The organism is Chromobacterium rhizoryzae (genome assembly GCF_020544465.1).
In the GTDB taxonomy this organism is placed as follows: domain Bacteria; phylum Pseudomonadota; class Gammaproteobacteria; order Burkholderiales; family Chromobacteriaceae; genus Chromobacterium.
Map to the genome: position 1 here is coordinate 876214 of NZ_CP066126.1, position 14078 is coordinate 890291.

Annotated in this window: 12 protein-coding genes; 4 read left to right on the forward strand and 8 right to left on the reverse strand. The window is 60.8% G+C overall.

What is annotated here, in order from left to right; genetic code table 11:
- Positions 1-76 precede the first annotated feature (76 nt).
- The 4 genes from JC616_RS03900 to JC616_RS03915 are packed head-to-tail and all read right to left on the reverse strand — an operon-like array spanning position 77 to position 5002.
- The gene (locus JC616_RS03900) at positions 77-475 is read right to left on the reverse strand and encodes a TetR/AcrR family transcriptional regulator (protein WP_227106818.1); all 399 of its coding nucleotides are present in this window, start codon (positions 473-475) and stop codon (positions 77-79) included.
- Entirely contained in the window at positions 472-2361 is a 1890-nt protein-coding gene (locus JC616_RS03905; protein WP_227106820.1) for a site-specific integrase, read from the reverse strand. The genes JC616_RS03900 and JC616_RS03905 overlap by 4 nt, the downstream gene beginning before the upstream one ends.
- The gene (locus JC616_RS03910) at positions 2358-4034 is read right to left on the reverse strand and encodes a hypothetical protein (protein ID WP_227106821.1); all 1677 of its coding nucleotides are present in this window, start codon (positions 4032-4034) and stop codon (positions 2358-2360) included. The genes JC616_RS03905 and JC616_RS03910 overlap by 4 nt, the downstream gene beginning before the upstream one ends.
- Entirely contained in the window at positions 4034-5002 is a 969-nt protein-coding gene (locus JC616_RS03915; RefSeq protein WP_227106822.1) for a tyrosine-type recombinase/integrase, read from the reverse strand. Before JC616_RS03915 ends, JC616_RS03910 begins: the two co-directional genes overlap by 1 nt.
- 335 nt (positions 5003-5337) lie before the next feature.
- On the opposite strand from JC616_RS03915, the gene JC616_RS03920 reads away from it, so the two are divergent.
- The 4 genes from JC616_RS03920 (at position 5338) to JC616_RS03935 (ending at position 10386) form a co-directional block, all read left to right on the forward strand.
- Positions 5338-6588 (forward strand): Y-family DNA polymerase, encoded by a 1251-nt coding sequence (locus JC616_RS03920; RefSeq protein ID WP_227108535.1) that lies wholly within the window; start codon positions 5338-5340, stop codon positions 6586-6588.
- 51 nt (positions 6589-6639) lie between these two features.
- Positions 6640-8139 carry an exonuclease domain-containing protein gene (locus JC616_RS03925; protein WP_107798085.1) on the forward strand — a complete coding sequence of 500 codons (1500 nt, stop codon included), beginning with the start codon at positions 6640-6642 and terminating at the stop codon, positions 8137-8139.
- Positions 8140-8768: 629 nt separating this feature from the next.
- The gene (locus tag JC616_RS03930; RefSeq protein ID WP_227106823.1) at positions 8769-9626 is read left to right on the forward strand and encodes a DMT family transporter; all 858 of its coding nucleotides are present in this window, start codon (positions 8769-8771) and stop codon (positions 9624-9626) included.
- A gap of 61 nt (positions 9627-9687) precedes the next feature.
- Entirely contained in the window at positions 9688-10386 is a 699-nt protein-coding gene (locus tag JC616_RS03935; RefSeq protein WP_227106825.1) for a B3/B4 domain-containing protein, read from the forward strand.
- 219 nt (positions 10387-10605) lie between these two features.
- Here the strand turns inward: JC616_RS03935 and ubiB are convergent, their stop codons facing one another.
- From ubiB to JC616_RS03955, 4 genes are all read right to left on the reverse strand, one after another.
- A complete protein-coding gene (gene ubiB / locus JC616_RS03940; RefSeq protein ID WP_227106827.1) occupies positions 10606-12132 on the reverse strand; it encodes a ubiquinone biosynthesis regulatory protein kinase UbiB in 1527 nt (508 codons plus the stop codon).
- A 6-nt stretch (positions 12133-12138) separates the two neighbouring features.
- Positions 12139-12723 carry a ubiquinone biosynthesis accessory factor UbiJ gene (locus tag JC616_RS03945; RefSeq protein ID WP_227106829.1) on the reverse strand — a complete coding sequence of 195 codons (585 nt, stop codon included), beginning with the start codon at positions 12721-12723 and terminating at the stop codon, positions 12139-12141.
- Between the two features lie 221 nt (positions 12724-12944).
- A complete protein-coding gene (ubiE, locus tag JC616_RS03950; protein ID WP_048409245.1) occupies positions 12945-13679 on the reverse strand; it encodes a bifunctional demethylmenaquinone methyltransferase/2-methoxy-6-polyprenyl-1,4-benzoquinol methylase UbiE in 735 nt (244 codons plus the stop codon).
- Positions 13680-13681: 2 nt separating this feature from the next.
- Positions 13682-14053 (reverse strand): gamma-butyrobetaine hydroxylase-like domain-containing protein, encoded by a 372-nt coding sequence (locus JC616_RS03955; RefSeq protein WP_227106830.1) that lies wholly within the window; start codon positions 14051-14053, stop codon positions 13682-13684.
- Between the last annotated feature and the right edge of the window lie 25 nt (positions 14054-14078).

Genomic DNA, 14078 nt, shown 5'->3' on the forward strand with positions numbered 1-14078 from the left:
TTTGCCAGAAATCTCTCCTTTTCGTCGCTATGTTTTTGCGGGAGGAAATCATCATTTGGGCAGTACGCAAGAATAATCACGAGCTCAGATCAACTACCTTGGGATCACTCTGCTTTGCCTTTAGAATCCGGTTCTCGGATATCAAAACCTCGTTGATGGAAGCGAGACTGGCGACCTTGGCGCGCAGTTCCTTAATCTCCTCACGTAAGTTACGATTCTTCTCACATTCTGTGCGGAGTTCCTGGTACTTCACATTGCGCTGAATGCGGCTGGAGCGTCCTTGCGCTTCGCGGATTTTTTCGGCGATGTTGGGGTAGTGGTTGTGGATCAGTGCTGTTGAAACGCCTGCCTCCCGCGCTACAGCGGCGATGCTGACTTTCGTTTCCCCTGTATGTGCCCGTCCGTGCTGGATGCGGGTGAGCGCAAGTTGCAAATCCCGCTCACGCACATCCGAGGGCTTGCGGTTAGTTGTCATACTACGTTTGCCTCCGGGTTGTATCCAAGCTGCACCAATACGTTACGGCAGCGCTCCAAATCGCGCAAAACGCGCTGGCGGCCACCATCACCAATGTCGCGGCTATACTGCAGCCCCTTTAAGTTGTCATAGAGACGCTGGTAAATGCCAACGTGGGTGCGCCCGATCACCGCGTTGTTGCAGTCTGCACAGCGGGTTCGTTCCAGGGTGTTGCCGATGCAACGGTCGTCACTTGCGGTACACCATGAGTGGCCATTGCTGCGGATCGCGGTGCTCTCCGCAATTGAGGTTAACATTACGGCATGGCTCTTGAAGATGGCGAGATTCGCCGGATCACGCTGCCAGCGTTTAATCGAGCGGCCGTAGCCGCCCGCAAGTAGTTCGTCACCCAGCCAGGTTTCTACGACACCGAGCTTGATATCCTCGTGTTCTGCCCGGATGTCACTGAACAGTTCGAGATCGAGGTGCAGCCCCCAACCTTTGTCCATGGCATAGTCCAGAGTCATGTCCATAGACCAGTGCGCGTAGTGCTCGCGCAGGTAGCGCAGGTCGCCGAATTGGCTGTGCGCAGCATAGTTGGCGAATTTGCGGCGGAATTGGTGACTGGCTAAGTTCCAGTTCACGCCATTGCTATGGGCGAACGCCTTGAGCACTCTGTTCCATGTGCCACCTGACAGGGTGCGAACTTGGTTGCCCTTCGTAGCAGTCATCCCAATAAAAAGTGCATGCTGATGTTTCTGCGCTTTCGCAATTTCTGGATCACGTGGGTCAATCCTTCGCCGCTCGACGATCTCGGCAGCTATCAAGGCTTGGTAAGGCTCGGCCCAGCGCTCAATGAGCCGCAATGCACGCACTGCAGCCTCTGGAATCATCCAGTCGTGGATACCGGTGTCGGTCTTATCCGACTTGGAGCGCATCCAGTGATAAATCGTACCCTCGTCGTCCTCTGTACGGTGGTGGGCGCCCAATTGTAAGTTGGCCAGTTCGTGGTTGCGGCACCCGGATGTGCTGGCCAACACGATGTAACAGGCTGCTCGTAGATCAAGGATTGCCTGATTGAAAGCGCCTAAACCGCCCTTCCAGCCCAAAGTTGAGAGGCAGTGGTTTTTAGCCTCGATGACGGTTCTACGATCCTGCATTCTGCGCGCAATGGCGACAGCCGCGAGCGCATCACGGAGATCAAGCAGGGCCTTACCGCACTGAATCTGCTCCTCGGCGCTCTTGAACAAGGTGCAGAACGCCTCATCCGGCATCAGGGGTGTTTTGCCGCCCTGCTTGCGGGTGCTCCAGTAGCCTGCCATGGCACTCGCGGAGGTGTCAGGCCAGGGGTGCAGAGGGATTGGGTCATGGGTGTATTGGCTCAGTTCATAGAGTGCCTCGATCGTTCCGAAACGACGACTAAGAGCCTCTCTTGACAACGGTTGGCCTCGGCTGCGACGAGTCTGCAGTTGGGACCTGCACTCGGCAGCATAGTTTGTACAGACCAAGGGCGTTACCGCGCCGAAATGGCTCAGTTTGAGCGTATACAGATACCGTAGAAAGGGCAGCGTATTTTCAAAGAAATTGCGCACAGTGCCTGACTTGGGCCGCTTCTGCCCCTCAAGGCCACGTCGTAGGTAGCGATACAGAACCGCCTTCATCAATGCTCGAAATGGATCAGGCACCCGACTAAAGTCGATCCGGCGTAAGTTGTCCGATACATTGTTAGAAAAGCCGTCGAGCCGCCAGATGTCGTCACCATATTGACTGAGGATGACCCAATGTTCATCGACTTGAATAGCCGTCACAATGAGTGCATCTCGGTCGTGATCAGCCAGCCCGCGTACGTCTACCTGCTGTAGTTCGGTGATCGCTGGGGAACGTAAGGCCGCGGTGCTGCTGCTCATGCAAAGACTCCTAGATTGTCCACCACATCACACGACCAGAACGGATGCGGTGCGCGACGCGCTCGCTCGCGTTCGGTTTCGACAGTCGCCGGCTTGAAGACCCCACGTCGAAGCCCCTCGGCCACAATGTAGTTGTCAATCAATCGAGGGATATGTGCGTACTCCCTCTCCCAACGACGTTTGTTCATTCGTGCGCGCTCCGCAAGTACGCGGAAGTAGAAACTGAACAGGCGGTGCAGATCATCTCCTGTCACTACGTAATGCTTGCAGCGCAGACAGTTGAGGAACGAGAAGCACGTTGCCCCCTCTTGTTTCGGGGCGTATTGTCCATAGACTGGATCGCTACAGCGCCCCATGGCGGTAGTGTGGTAGGTTGCGCCGATGCGGCCGGTCATCAGCTCTTCGACTAGGAGCTCACCCATGAACTGCCAGTTACGCTTTGCATCGTTACTAGGGGCCAAATAATTTCTTCCAGTAACCTGAGGCGTATTGCCAAGCGCGATGGCTGTGGTTGCTATGTCGCCTTCTAGCAACTCAAAAATGCGGTTGGCGAAGGTCTTGCGCAGGCGAGAAATGTTGATACGTAGCGGCTGGCCGTCGGTATCGGTCAGGCCGTGCTCAGCCACGAGTTTCTTGATTGCCTGTGCTACCGTCCCGCCATTCAGTGCAATAACCCTGCCAAGACCAGAACCTCGATGCACACGATACAGCCATACACGTTCCTTGAAATCGCCTGGGGCCTCCGCGCGCAGCGATTCGCCAAGCGTAAGTACACGCCGGATCAAGCGCTCGACATTGGTTTTGACTGTGGGAGTGGACTCCTGCCAGCGCTCAGCGCCACTCTCGCCACGTAGCGCAATCTTGGAGGAGGTGTATCCGCGGCGTTTTCTTAGGATCATGAAGACACTGCCATCCTTGGGGTGAGGGTGCAAACAATCAGCCCCCATCTCTAGGAGCGGCGTAGCGTTGCGTCCAGTATGTAGCGCAACAGTCAGCAGCGCGTAAGCCAATAATTCGCCGGTGACCTGTACGTCGTCATGGAAGATAGGCATGACTGCTTGCCTAAGTGCCATGGCGAGCGCCTGCCGTTGACGTGTAGGCAAAGGCGTCTCGCCCTGATGGGGGCCGATGTTCGGAAAGGGATTTCGTGGGAAAGTTGCATCGTCACCAGCTGTAACGAGTGGGAACAGCCCGCGCCGGCCTAATGCATTCAGGATGGACTTCGCATTAGAGTAATGGCCCCTCTGGCTATGCGGAGAGATGCCAAGGTCAGAGAGGTAGCCAAGAAAGTCATCAATTAAAGCTCGGTCGATATCAGCCAGGGTCAGTCCGCGGTTCAGCGAGGTAGCTCGCAACACCAGATAGTCGAGGAAGTGGCGTAAACCGCCTTTGCAGTGACTTGCTACGGTAGTTGCCTCAATCACGTCGTCCTGTCGTACCAAGAAACGCTCGATCTGCCGCTGGCACGCATAGGTGATCGGATCGATCCCTCTGGCGTACCAGCGTGCGAAATCGAATTTTTGCATCCGTGTGATATTTCGCCCGAACGAAACTGTGGTTTTGGCTGGCGGAATCTCTTCAGAGAGCACGACGATACGACCTGCTCCTTCACGAGAGTGTTCGACCTGAGGGACACTAAGATCTGTCTTGCTAAATACCTTGCGCTTGCCCATCAGACCGTATCCAAGTCGCCGTGCAATTCATCGTCGTAGGCCAAGACAGCCTCGTCGGCGATTTCATTGATCAGGTGTAGGTACACCATCGTCGTCTGAATCGAGCTATGGCCAAGTTGCCGCTGTACGAACACCAGTGGTTCCACGCTGCTGCGGTTTCGCTGAAGCGCAAGCAGGGTATGCGTCGCGTAGGTGTGTCGCAACATGTGCGGATGGACGCGGACGCCGGCTCGCTTGCCGATTTCCCGGACGATGCGTTCGATTCGTTTGCCTCCATCTGCATAAGGCTCTCCGAACTGGTTTAGGAACAGCGGCTTGTGCCTCGTCTGGCTTAGGGTGGCTCGCTCACCGCGCACCTGCACTACGTAACGGTGCAGATCCGAGAGGAAACGGCGACTGACATAGATGTCGCGGGGCTTGCTACCCTTCGTACGCATACCGTGCCCATCATAAGGATTGAGGTGAATTTGGATATTGCGCTCTTTCCTGCCCGCCGCGTCAGGATCGAAGACGTACGCAAGCGGGAAGGTGGCGATTTCCTCCCGGCGCAGGCCAGTCTGAAGCCCGAGCCGAATCATCATGCGGTGATGAGGGTTTTCTGCCGTGGCCAATAACGCCTTGATCTCATGCATGCTCAGAAACTTCGGAAGTTCGCGATGCTTACGCGGCATGATGTTATTCACCATGACTTTGCCACCGCTAGCATTGACGTGGGCAAGGAAGCCTAGCGTACGCTTGACCACCTTTTCTTCATAACCAAACGGCAATCTGCCAACCCATCCTTGCTGCTGGGCAAACTCGTAGAATTTGCATACATAGTGCAACCTTTGTCGGGTAGTTGAGGGGGCCAGGTTGAATTCATCCAAGCAATAGTCTCGGTAAGCCGCGACGATGCTCTTAGCCTCGCCACGGTCCACGTCGTGCCAGTCGAGGTCATGAGCTTGAAGAAAGCTGAAAAAGTCGTACAACGCTCGCCCCGTGTTTGGCCAAGACTTCCGTGACCCAATAGCACCGCGTAACAGGTAGTGACGAAAGAACTCATTGGCAGGGACACAGCTTTCCATCGAATCCCAAAGCAAAACGGGAAAGCCTGGATATGGACGGCCAGCAATGACTAAATCTTTGGTTGCCCACACTAGCTCCATTAGCCTGACACCCGGGCCTTGACGATGCACATATCCTTGCTCCCCATAGGTTTTCGTGGAGGTTAAAACTACGAAGCTAGAACCTACTCGTCTACTGATACGCCTGCCACGTAACTTATTGTTTTTAAAATACTAGATTAGTAACCTTTTGCAAGCCCCTGAACAATTCCTTCTACGCTTCCTGCGAGCGGGTGTTCAACCCGCGCCTGGCCGGCGCGCCCATTGTCGTGTTGTCCAACAACGACGGCTGCATCGTGTCGCGCTCGGCCGAGGCCAAGGCGCTGGGCGTGCCGATGGGCGCGCCTTACTTCCTGCACAAGGCGCGGCTGGAGCAGCTGGGCGTGGCGGTGTTCTCGTCCAATTACACGCTGTACGGCGATTTGTCCGGCCGCGCGATGCGGCTATTGGCCGGCTTCGCGCGCGCGCAGGAAGTGTATTCGATAGACGAATGCTTTCTGGACATCGGCGGCGAACCGGAACCGGAGCGGCTGGCGCAGCGGATGCGCGACGCCATGTCGCGCGGCCTGGGCCTGCCGGTATGCGTCGGCATCGGCCCCAGCAAGACCTTGGCCAAGCTGGCCAACCACCTGGCCAAGCTGGACCCGTCCCGCGACGGGGTGATGAATCTGCAAGCGCTGGACGCGGCGGAGCGGCGAACGCTGCTGGCCGAGGTGGCGGTGGAGGAGATCTGGGGCGTGGGCCGCAAGCTGTCGGCCAAGCTGCGTCTGGAGCGCATCGGCCACGCCGCGGCGCTGGCGGCGGCGGACCGGGATTGGCTGATCCGCCGTTTCGGCGTCACCGTGGCGCGCATCGCCGACGAACTGGACGGCCTGTCCTGCCTGAGTCTGGAGGAGGCGCTGCCGCCGCGGCAATCCTTGATGTCCACGCGCTCCTTCGGCCACAAGGTGACGCGTTTGGAAGAGGCGCGCGAGGCGGTGGCGATGCACGCGGCGCAGGTGGCGGAGCGCTTGCGGCGCCAGGGCTCGCTGGCTTCCTTTCTGCAGGTGAGCTTGCAGCGCGGTGTGTATCAGCAAGGCACGGTGCAGCGCGACAGCGAGGTGGTGCCCTTGTTGCCGGCCAGCGCGGACAGCCGGGTGCTGGCGGCCGCGGCCGGGCGGGCGGTGGAGCGTTTGTGGCGGCCCGGCGCCGGCTATCAGAAATGCGGGGTGATGGCCTGGCAGCTGGTGGACGCGGAACGGGCGCAGCCGGATTTGTTCGCGGAGGGACCGGATCCGGAAAAGGCGCGGCGCCTGATGGCGGCGCTGGACGCGATCAACCATCGCATGGGCCGCGGCACGGTCAAGCTGTTGGCGGAAGGGCTGGAGCAGCCGTGGAAGATGAAGCAGGACATGTTGTCGCCGGCCTACACCACGCGCTGGGAGGACATCCCGGTGGCGAAGGCGAAGTAGGCGCGGCCGGATGCGGCGGAAAGCGGATGGGGCCACGGCTCTTGGAGTAAAATGCCGCTCTTGATTTGCAACCTGCGGGGCCAGGGCGGCGGCTATAGTGCAATCAAGCCGCCGCGCGCCGCACTTGAAAGCCAGACATTGAACCCTCTGTTTGCCCAGCCTTGCGCCATCGTCGACTTGGAAACCACCGGCGGCCACATCAGCCGCGACCGCATTACCGAGGTGGGCGTCATCCTGATCGACGGCGACCGGGTGGAGCGCTTCAGCTCTCTGATCAACCCCGGCCAGCCCATCCCTCCCTTCATCGAGAACATGACCGGCATCTCCGACGCCATGGTGGCGGCGGCGCCGAGCTTCGCCGATCTGGCCGAGCGCTTGCTGACCATGCTGTCCGGCCGCCTGTTCCTGGCGCACAACGCGCGCTTCGATTACGGCTTCCTGAAAAACGAATTCCGCCGCGCCGGACTGCGCTTTCAGAGCCAGTCGCTGTGCACGGTCAAGCTGTCGCGCCGGCTCTACCCGCAGTTTTTCAAGCACAGCCTGGACAGCCTGATAGAGCGTTACGACATTCGCCTGCCGGAGCGGCACCGGGCCTTGGCGGACGCGGAAGCGGTGCATCGCTTCCTAGGCATCGCCAGCCAGGAACTGGGCGAAGCGGCCGTGGGCGCGGCGATGGCGGCGGTATTGGCCGCGCCGCCGGAACTGGCCGGCCTGCCGGCGGCGCTGCAAGAGCAACTGGAGCTGCTGCCGGACGTGCCGGGGGTGTACGCGCTGTACGGGGAGGAGGGCAAACCCTTGTACGTGGGCAAGGGCGGCAATCTGCGCACGCGGGTGCTGGCGCATTTCGCCGCGGTCAAGGGCGGCGGCAAGAGCCGCGAGGTGCATATCGGCGAGCCCATCGGCCGGGTGGAGTGGCAGGAGACCCTGGGCGAGTTCGGCGCGCATTTGCTGGAACTGCGCTTGATTCACGCCTTGAAGCCGCAGCATAACCACCGCGGCAAGCTGAGCCCGGAGTTGTGCTCCATCCAGCTGGAGACGGAGGACGGCTTCACCCGCCCCAAGGTGGTGTACGCGCGCGAGCTGGATTTCAGCCGCACCGCGGATTTGTACGGCCTGTTCCGCCATGCGCGGGAGGCGCGCAAGATCCTGGCGGAAATCGCGCTGGGCAACGCGTTGTGCCAGTCGGTATTGGGCGTGGAGGCGGTGACCAGCCGCAAGGGCGCGCCGTGCGCGGCTTTGAAGCTGGGCCGCTGCCGCGGCGCCTGCATCGGCCGCGAGCCGGCGGAGGTGCACAATATCCGGCTGCTGGGCGCCTTGGCCAAGTTGAAGGTGAAGGCCTGGCCGTTCGCCGGCGCCATCGCGGTGGTGGAAACCGACGAGGTGACCGGCGAGCGCGCCGAGCATGTGTTCGACCGCTGGTGCTATCTGGGCTCGCGCCAGGGCGACGGCGGCCCGCTGGAGGGCGCGCCGTCCTTTGACCTGGACAGCTATAAGCTGCTGGAAGGCTGGCTGCGCAAGCCGGCGGAGGGCACGGCGCTGCGCGAGCTGTGAATGGATGTGCTGTTGCATTCATGCCCGTCCCGGGCTTGGATAATCATGCGGGCACAGCTCAAACCGTGCCGGGCCGCCGCCGGAACCTTAAGGCGATGCGCGGAGGCGGGCGTTTCCCTTTTTCATTACACCGCCTCTGTCCGTCCTTTGCATGTCATGGTTATAAAAGGCTTGATGCCGCCGCCGGGCAAGCGTGGTCAAAGGCGGGGCGGACATGAGATGCCTTGTTTTGTCCGTTCATTAAACTCCTGCTCAGCCTGTGCATAGGCAGCCGGCTTGTTGGCGTAAGCGGTATGAACGCCTGGGTCTCGGGAGAGATTCATGGTGCCCGCCCTTGCGAAAATCCTGGGCCCGCATTCCCCTTCAGAAAGTCAAAAGCATCTTGGCCGCCTTATTTGAAATGTATCGATGTGAATAAGTGCTGTATGGCATAACTTGCCCAGGAATTCGCTGAACGCCATCGCCATGGATGGATGCTTGCGAAGCGAACTTTCTTGGAAGCTACAAAAATCAATAGCTATTGACGATATTTTTAAAGGCTTGATTTTAAATAGCGCGTGAAGTAAATCCGTTTGTGAGCTTAGCCATGAACGGAGGTGGAATTGTCAAACCGCACTCTCGGATATCTGATGTTGACGTTGGCGATGATGACCGTTGGTTCTACCGTGATCGCCTCAAAATTCATCGCTGGGAGCATGCCTCCTTTTTTTGCGACGGCGCTGCGGTTTGCTCTCGCACTGCCTGTGTTGATTCCCTTGCTTCTCCTGCAGAGGGAGAGGTGGCCAAAACTGACGCGCAGCGACGGGTTTTTGCTTCTGCTCCAGGCGGGGGCGGGGAGCGTCGGTTACACGACCTTGTTGATTTCCGGCCTGTCCTATCTTCCTGCCGCCGATGCGGGCGTAATCATTGGAACGCTCCCCGCGGTCTCCGCGCTTTTTTCTGTCATGGTTTTGGGGGAGCGGCCAAGCGCGCGGCTGCTCATTGCGGTAGGGCTCGCCACCATTGGCGTGATGGCAGTGGCGTGGAAAGGCTCCGGGCCGCTGTCTCTCATCGGCATGGCCTGCATTTTGGGGGCCGTCGTCTGCGAAAGCGCTTTCATTCTGCTCAACAAGCGCATGCGAGCGCCTTTGCGGCCATTGTTGCAGACCACGGCGATGACGGTTCTGGGTCTGTTGGTGTCCTTGCCCGTTGCCTTCCTCGAGCTGCCGTTTGCCATGCCGGGTTCCGAGGCGATTGCGGCGGTGATCTGGTATGCGCTGGTGCCGACCGTCGGCGGTTTTCTGTTGTGGTATGGCGGGGCCGCGCGGGTAAGCGGAAGCGAAGCCGCCACATTCACCGCCGTTGCGCCCTTGACTGCGGTGCTGCTTGCCGCGCTGGTTCTGGGCGAGCAAATTGAAATGAGCCAAGCCGTCGGCGTCGCGGCGGTGATGCTCGCCATTCTGGTGCTGACGATTCCGGCGCGTTTGAAGCCGGTGCCGCAAGTGTGAGCGGCATTCGTTCATCCCGTGATGGCCAACCCAGGCATGAGGACAGAGGGGGCTAGGAAAGATGTACTTTCATCATTCTGACGAAGTGTGGGGGCGATTCCCGGAACTGAGAGCCCTGGTTCTGGTTCTGCGACAGGCTGGAAACGCCGGACTGAATGCGGGAGCGCTTGACTCCACTTATGCAGAGGTTGCCGCTCTGCAGGCGGAGAGGGCCGAGAGCGAGGTCCCGTCGCTGCAGGTATGGCGCCAAACCTATGCTGAGATGGGCTTGAAGCCCACGCAGTATCGCTGCGCGGCAGAGGCGCTGCTGCGTCGTTTCCGGAAGGAGGGATGCCTACCTCATGTCTTGCCGCTGATCGACGCGCTTAACGCGGAGTCCATGCATGCGGCCATTCCGATTGCGGCATTCGATTGCGCATGCCTTAGAGGAGGCGTGGTGGTCAGACCGGCGAACGGTCTGGAGGCGTATCAGGCATTTTCCGGCGAGATTGAGCGGCCGGCCGTGGGTGAAATCATTTTTGCCGATGAGGATCATCAGGCGCATTCCCGCCGCTGGGTTTTCCGGCAAGGCGCTCAGTCGGTGATTTCGCCGACCACGGACACCGTGCTGATGGTGGCCGAGGCGCTTCACCCGCAGGCATGGGAAGATTTGCAGGCCTTGCGTGATCGGATTGGCATCCGGATGGGTGAAATGGGTGTGGCGATTGCCGAGGAAGACATGTTGTCGCCCTCAAACCGGCGTTTCGAGTTTTCCCTGTGAAGAGTGGAAGAGCGGTCCATCACGTCAGGCACCCAATAAAGATAAAAGCCCCGCTTGGCTTGGCAAGGGGGCTTGCAGACGCACGGAGCGCCGGCATTGAAACGGGCGCTCCTGTTTGCAGGATGGCGGGCGGCTGAAGCTTGGAAACCTTGATCCCGCCATGCCTGCTTGAGGGCCTGATGAAGCAGGGCATGAATGAAATCATGCTTTACGAGGGCCTCAGAGCCAGTTTTTCAGCAGCAAGGCCGCCAGCAGAACGGCGATCAGCGCCAACAGCCAGTTCTGGCGCTTCTGTTCCCGCATCAGCTGGATGTAGCCGCTGATCAGCAGCTCGCTGTTGGCGGAGGACAGCGCGTCATTCAGCTTGCGCGGCAGCGTGGGCAGGGTGGTGGCCCATTGCGGCGCTTCGTGCTTCAGCGTGCGCAGCAGGCCGCGCCAGCCTATCTGTTCGTTCATCCACTTGGTCAGGAAGGGCTTGGCGGTGTCCCACAGATCCAGATTGGGATCCAGTTGGCGGCCCAGGCCTTCGATATTGAGCAGGGTCTTTTGCAGCAGCACCAGTTGCGGCTGGATTTCCACATTGAAGCGGCGGCTGGTTTCGAACAGGCGCAGCAGCACCATGCCGAAGGAGATTTCCGACAGCGGCTTCTCGAAGATGGGTTCGCACACGGTGCGCACCGCCGCTTCCAGCTCCTCGGCGCGGGTGTCTTTCGGCACCCAGCCTGATTCGATGTGGGCGGTGGCCACGCGGTGGTAGTCGCGGTTGAAGAAGGCGAGGAAGTTGACCGCCAGATAGTGCTTGTCGGTGTCGGTCAGGGTGCCGACGATGCCGAAGTCCAGCGCGATGTAGCGGCCGTCGGCGGCGACGAAGATATTGCCCGGGTGCATGTCGGCGTGGAAGAAGCCGTGGCGGAACACCTGGGTGAAGAAGATTTCCACGCCGAAGCGGCTGAGCTTGGACAGGTCCACGCCGGCTTCGCGCAGCCGGTCCACCTGGCCCACCGGGATGCCGTGCATCCATTCCAGCGTCAGCACGTCGCGGCTGGTGTAGTCGTAGAACACCTCGGGCACGATCAGCATGTCCGAGTTCTTGAAGTTGCGGCGCAGCTGTGAGGCGTTGGCGGCCTCGTGCATCATGTCCAGTTCGTCGTGCAGGTATTTGTCGAACTCGGCCACCACTTCGCGCGGCTTCAGCCGCTTGCCGTCGGTGAACAGTTTTTCCACCCAGCCGGCCAGCGTGCCCATCAGCGCCAGGTCTTGCTCGATCACCGGCTGGATGCCGGGGCGCAGCACCTTGACCGCCACTTCGCGGCCGCGGCCGCCGTCGGGCTGGCGCAGCCAGGCCTTGTGCACCTGGGCTACGGAGGCGCTGGCCACCGGGGTGTTGTCGAAATCGACGTAGAGTTCGTCCACCTTGCGGCCCAGGCTGCGTTCTATCATCTCGCGCGCCTGCAGGCCGTCGTAGGGCGGCACCCGGTCTTGCAGCCGGGCCAGTTCGTCCGCGTAGTCCGGCGGCAGCAGATCGCGGCGGGTGGACAGCACCTGGCCGAATTTGACGAAGATGGGTCCCAGGCTTTCCAGCGCCAGCCGTACCCGCTGCGGCAGCGGCGCGCTGGTGTCGCGACGCAGCGGCAGCAGGCCGAACAGCTTGTGGACGAAGCCGAGCTTGGAATGGCCTTCCAGGAAGTCGTCCAGGCCGAAGCGGTAGAAGGTGGAAACGATCTTGATGAAGCGCGAAGTCCGCATGTGCCGTCAGGCCTTTGTCTGTTCTTGTTGCAGCGCGGCCTGCAGCCGCGCCAGGCGTTTTTCCAGGCGGCCGGCGTCGTCGCGCAAGGTGTCCACCGCGGCGACGAAGCCTTGCACCTGGCGGCGGCCGGCCAGCACCGGCGTTTCCTCGCGCAGATGCTCCACCCAGTTGGCGGCCAGCCGCCAGGCCACCTGGCCCTTGAAGCCGAGCAGGCCGCGGGCCAGGGTTTCCGCGCGCTGGGCGGCGGCGTCGCCCACCAGCCGGGACAGATCCTCGGCGGCGTTCCATTGCAGGCGGCCCAGCAGGCGGCCGACGGCGGCGGCCAGTTCGGCGTCGCCTTCCAGCTGGATGTCGCTCAGCGCCGGGTCGCGCCCGGCCGCCGCCGCCAGCGCGACGGCGTGTTTGAGCCGCACCGTGGCTTCCGGCTCGCCCTCGCAGGCGGCCAGCCAGCCGTCGTCGGTGAACACGCCGGCCACGTGGAAGGGCGGCAGCGCCACGGCGACGCGCCGGCCGGCGTGCGCGGCCAGTTCCGCCCGCACCGCCGGGTGTTGGTTCAACAGGTGGTTGAATGCCGCGATCTGGATGCCCATGCGCTGTCTCCGCCGTGATTGGAAGGTGAAAGGGTCTAAGGCCGCATTGCCGGAGCGCCGCGGATCGTAATCAGGCTCTTAGAAGCTGTTCAAAGTCTTGCGAGCCAGAGCGAGACAAGGCGAAAACGAGTGAAAAAGCGGAATGTACGCGTGGCACATGAGCATTTTGAGCTTGGTTTCAACGCCGTATCGCTGACACGCAGCGGACTTTGAGCAGGGTCTTAGAACTTGTAGCCCTTGTGCAGGGCCACCACGCCGCCGCTCATATTGTGGTAATCCACCTTGCCGAAGCCGGCGTCCAGCATCATCTGCTTCAGCGTTTCCTGATCGGGATGCATGCGGATGGATTCGGCCAGGTACTGGTAGCTGTCGGGGTCGTTAGCTACCAGCTTGCCCATCACCGGCAGCGCTTTGAAGGAGTAGAAGTCGTAGAACGGCGACAGCGGTTTCCAGACTTTGGAGAACTCCAGCACCATCAGCTTGCCGCCCGGCTTCAGCACCCGGCACATTTCCTTCAGCGCCGCGTCCTTGTGGGTCATATTGCGCAGGCCGAAAGCCACCGACACCGCGTCGAAGTAATTGTCGGGGAAGGGCAGCTTCTCGGCGTCGGCCAAGGACACCGGCAGCACCAGGCCGTCGTCCAGCAGCCGGTCGCGGCCCACGGTCAGCATGGAGCTGTTGATGTCGGTCAGCCATACTTCGCCGCTCTTGCCCACGCGCTTGGCCCAGCCGCGCGACAGGTCGCCGGTGCCGCCGGCGATGTCCAGCACCTTGTCGCCGGCCTTGACGCCAGAAGTGGTCAGGGTGAAGTGTTTCCACACCCGGTGCAGCCCGCCGGACATCAGGTCGTTCATCACATCGTATTTCTTGGCCACCGAGTGGAACACATCGGCCACCTTGGCGGCTTTTTCGCTTTCGGCAACGGTCTTGAAGCCGAAGTGGGTCGTCTTGTCCATGGTCACTCCCTGCTCGCGCCTGCGGCGGCGAGGCGATTGAGATAATCCTGCCAGTACTGGTCGCGCTTGGCGCCCAGCTCGTATAGATAGCTCCAGCTGTACAGTCCGCTGTCGTGGCCGTCGTCGAAGGTGATCTTCAGCGCGTAATGGCCCACCGGCTCCAGCGCGGTGACGGCGACATGGCGCTTGCCCGCTTGCAGCACTTCCTGGCCGGCGCCGTGGCCGCGCACTTCCGCCGAGGGCGAGTAGACGCGCAGGTATTCGCAGGGCAGCTCGAAGCGGGCGCCGTCGTCGAAGCTGATTTCCAGCACGCGCGACACCGCGTGCAGCTGGATTTCCTGCGGCGCGGGCGCGTCGGGAGAGAGTCCGGACATGGTCTGATCCTCAAAGGCGGCCGAT